Here is a 3794-nt window from a genome sequence, read left to right on the forward strand (position 1 = left end):
CGCCGACGGCGGGATCCTCCACCGGGGCGGCGTCCTGCGGGGCGGGCCCGGGGGCCGGGGCAGCGTCGCCGCTGCAGAACGCGGGCACTGCCCCGTCCTCGGCGGGGGCGACGCTGCCGACCAGGGAGCATGCCCAGGCGCGGGAGATCTTCCACCGCCCGTCCTGCTTCACGAACTCGGCGTTGTCCACCACATTCGGCTCCTGCTCCGGCAGGGTCAGGGTGGCGGTGGCCAGCGCGATCTCGGGGGTGGCGCCCGGCAGCACCGGGTCGACGACAGCGAAGGTCGCGCCGGAGTCCTGCGCGGCACGGGTCATCCGGTCGAAGAGCTCACCGGCCTGGTCGCCGTCCTGCACGGTGAGGGCTTTCTCCTCCACCGGCAGAGCCGGATCAAGCGCACGGTTCAGCAGTTCACCGAGCTCCGCGGCGGTCGGCAGAACCACCTCAGGTCGGGTCGTGGTCGTGGTGGACGATGTGGTGGCGGTGCTGTCCGGATCATCGTCGGAGGAACATCCGCTCACCACCAGAGCAGCGGACACCGCGACAACCGCGGCAACGAGTCGGGAGCGAGGGTGGCGGTAGGTCATTCGGGAAGTGTAACTTACTTCGCCAGCTTTTCGCGGACCACGGCGAATCCCTCTGCCCAGGCGAGCAGGTCGGTGAGCAGCGCGCCGAAGGTGCCGGCGGAGACGTCGGCCGGGGTGAACGTCCCGTCCGTGAAATCCGTGAACGTGGAGAAGGACGCCGTCGCCCGCACCGTCGCCGAGCGGAAGTTGGCGAACACGAGGCGCCACTGTTCAACGGCGCGCACCCCCTTGTCCGCACCGTAGGACGCGAAGGCGACCGGCTTGTTGGCGAACTCGGAGCCGATGAAGTCGATGGCGTTCTTCAGCGGGCCCGGCACACCGTGGTTGTACTCCGGGGTGACGACGATGTAGCCGTCGAAGGGCTCGACCGCGGCACCCCAGGCCTTGGTGTGCTCCTGGGAGTACTGGTGGGCGCCACCGGGGATCGGCTCGTCGAGAATCGGCAGGTCGTAGTCGTTGAAGTCGATGACGGCGTTGTCCACACCCGCCTCGTCGAGCTGCGCCTTCACCCAGGCGACGACCTGGGGGTTCAGGGCGCCGGGGCGGCTGGATCCGGCGAGGATGCCGATGCGGGTCATGGGGGTCTCCTTCATGGGACGGGTGGTGGATGAAACCCCCACTACGGTAGTACCGGTCCGGTGGTCCGTGCAGGCCTTGCGGTCCCACCGGAAGGAACCTTAGTATCTAAGCATGAGTGAAGATACTAAGAAATGTACGTTCTCGCCGGACAGCCAGTACGCCGACTTCGCCGCCGAGGTCTTCTCCCTGCTCGCCGACGCCACCCGCGTCCGGATCATCCTCGCCCTGCGACACAGCGAACACTCCGTCAGTGAACTCGCCGACCGGGTCGGCAAGTCCCCCACGGTCATCTCCCAGCACCTCGCGAAACTGCGCTGGGGCAGGATCGTCGAACCCCGGAAGGAGGCCAACCGCGTGTACTACCGGCTCATCGACGAGCACGCCCGTGAGCTGGTCAACCACGCTGTGTTCCAGGCCCAGCACGTCATCGCCGGTGACAGCTCCGGTTACAGTGTCCCGGAGCACCACCGTTCCGGCGACACCTACACCACGGGCACCACAGTCGGCCCAGACAGCCAGAACGGGCCGCGATGACCCGACTCCTCGACCGGATCGACCGGGCCGATCTGGTCCGTACGCTCGTCGTCGCCTTCTGCGCCGCCGCCGTCGCGGCAGGAGTGAGCTGGCCCACCTCCACCGTCCCGGTGCTCGCCGTCATCGGCCTGGTATACGGCTGCTGGCCGATCCTCACCGAGGCTGTGACGGACATCCGGCACCGCCGGATGAGCATGGAACTGTCGATGCTCATCGCCGTCGCCGCCGCAGCGGCCATCGGCGAGTGGACCACCGCCCTTGTCATCACCGCCTTCGTCCTCGCTGCGGAGATCCTCGAGGACCTGTCCATGGACCGCGGACAGGACGCCCTCACAGACCTCATGGCCTTCCTCCCCCACACTGCCCGGGTGCGCACCGGGGGCACCGGGACAGAAACGGTCCCGCTCGCCGACCTCCGCCCGGGCCGGACGATCGTGGTCAGCCCCGGCGACCGGATACCGGTCGACGGCACCGTCACAGAGGGGGCGTCCTGCGTGGACCAGTCCCGGATCACTGGCGAACCCTTACCGGTGGACATCACCGTGGGCAGCAGCGTCCTCGCCGGATCGGTCAACCAGACCGGTGCCGTCGACGTGCGGGTGGACCGGGTCGGTGAGGACTCGTCCTACGGCCGCATCATCGCCGCGGTCCGGCAGGCACGGGACTCGGAGCCGCCGGTGCAGCGCCTCGCCGACCGGCTGGCCGCCCGGCTCGTCTACCTCGCCCTGGCCGCTGCGGCGGTCACCTGGTTGGTGACACGCGACCTCACCGCCACGATCTCGGTGATCATCGTCGCCGGCGCCTGCGGTGTCGCCGCCGGAACGCCCCTGGCCGTGCTCGCGTCCATCGCCCGGGTCGCCCGGTCCGGCGCCTTCGTCAAGGACGGCGCGCACCTGGAGGCGTTGTCCGCCGTCGACACGGTGATCTTCGACAAGACCGGGACGCTCACCACCGGCACCCCGACGGTGACCGGCGTCCTCCCCGCAGAGGGGGTCGACGCCACCACACTGCTCCGCCTCGCCGCCGCCGCGGAATCCTGGTCGGAGCATCCCCTGGGTCAGGCCGTCACCGACCGTGCCCGGGACCTGGGACTGCCGGCGGATCCGGCCTCCGACTTCAGCTACATCCCGGGACAGGGCGTCTCCGCCATAGTCGCCGGCCACCGGGTCGCGGTCGGGAACCGACTCCTCGTGCCCGACGCCCCACCACAGGTCAGCAACCATTCGGCGGCCACCGAGGTGTACATCGGCGTGGACGGTGACTACGCGGGGACCATCCTCGTCGAGGACATGATCCGGGACTCCGCCCGCCATGCGGTGGAGCAGTTGAACAGCCTCGGTCTGCGTACGGTCATGCTCACCGGGGACGCCGCCCCCGCCGCCCGGGCGGTCGCACGGGAAGTGGACGTCTCCACGGTCCACGCCGGGCTGCGTCCCGAGGAGAAGATGCGGGTCATCGACAACGAACGTGCTGCGGGTCACCGGGTGGTCATGGTCGGAGACGGGGTGAATGACGCCCCTGCTCTGGCCCGTGCGGATGTCGGCATCGCCATGGGCAGCGGCACCGACATCGCCCAGGACAGTGCGGACGTCATCCTCATCACCCCCGACCTCGACGACCTCGTCGCCACCGTGCGCACCGCCCGGCGCGCCCGCCGGATCATCATGGCGAACTTCACCGGCACCATCGTGGTCGACGCCGTCGGGATGGTCCTCGCGGCATTCGGGCTTCTCAGCCCGATCCTCGCGGCACTGGTGCACGTCGGCTCAGAAACCGCGTTCATCCTCAATTCCGCACGGCTGATTCCCCCCGTCAGTTCTGTACCTGCACCCGCCGCTGCGACCAGCGGTAGACGAGCACGATGATCAGCGCGAAGATCACCGCACCGGCCCACCGGGAGGCGTCCGCCCAGCCGTCGGGCATGATGCCGAGCGCCCCGGAATCACCGGTGGCGGCGATGATGCCGGCGTTGACCACGCCGAACAGGGACTCGCCGACGATCAGACCGGTCGCGCCGAGGACGCCGACCCGTTTGGCGTCTGCGGCGTCCTTCACCGTCCCGTTCCGCGCGGCGCGGTCGGCCCAGCGGTTGTAC

At 69.5% G+C, this 3794-nt stretch carries 3 protein-coding genes and 2 pseudogenes; 2 read left to right on the plus strand and 3 right to left on the minus strand.

Going from position 1 to position 3794, the window contains the following annotated elements:
- Together QZV72_RS05080 and QZV72_RS05085 are read right to left on the minus strand one after the other, a co-directional pair.
- Positions 1–586: pseudogene (locus QZV72_RS05080) on the minus strand (hypothetical protein); the annotation flags it as partial.
- A gap of 14 nt (positions 587–600) precedes the next feature.
- Positions 601–1164: an NADPH-dependent FMN reductase gene (locus tag QZV72_RS05085; RefSeq protein ID WP_297005983.1), complete on the minus strand. Its 564-nt coding sequence runs from the start codon at positions 1162–1164 to the stop codon at positions 601–603.
- 112 nt (positions 1165–1276) lie between these two features.
- On the opposite strand from QZV72_RS05085, the gene QZV72_RS05090 reads away from it, so the two are divergent.
- Together QZV72_RS05090 and QZV72_RS05095 are read left to right on the plus strand one after the other, a co-directional pair.
- Positions 1277–1699: a metalloregulator ArsR/SmtB family transcription factor gene (locus QZV72_RS05090; RefSeq protein WP_297005986.1), complete on the plus strand. Its 423-nt coding sequence runs from the start codon at positions 1277–1279 to the stop codon at positions 1697–1699.
- Positions 1696–3564 carry a cation-translocating P-type ATPase gene (locus tag QZV72_RS05095; RefSeq protein WP_297005987.1) on the plus strand — a complete coding sequence of 623 codons (1869 nt, stop codon included), beginning with the start codon at positions 1696–1698 and terminating at the stop codon, positions 3562–3564. Before QZV72_RS05090 ends, QZV72_RS05095 begins: the two co-directional genes overlap by 4 nt.
- Here the strand turns inward: QZV72_RS05095 and QZV72_RS05100 are convergent.
- A pseudogene (locus QZV72_RS05100) lies at positions 3512–3794 on the minus strand (oligopeptide transporter, OPT family); the annotation flags it as partial. The gene QZV72_RS05095 and the pseudogene QZV72_RS05100 sit on opposite strands and share 53 nt — an antisense overlap.

The sequence above is a fragment of the uncultured Corynebacterium sp. genome (assembly GCF_902782855.1).
Taxonomy (GTDB): Bacteria; Actinomycetota; Actinomycetes; order Mycobacteriales; family Mycobacteriaceae; genus Corynebacterium.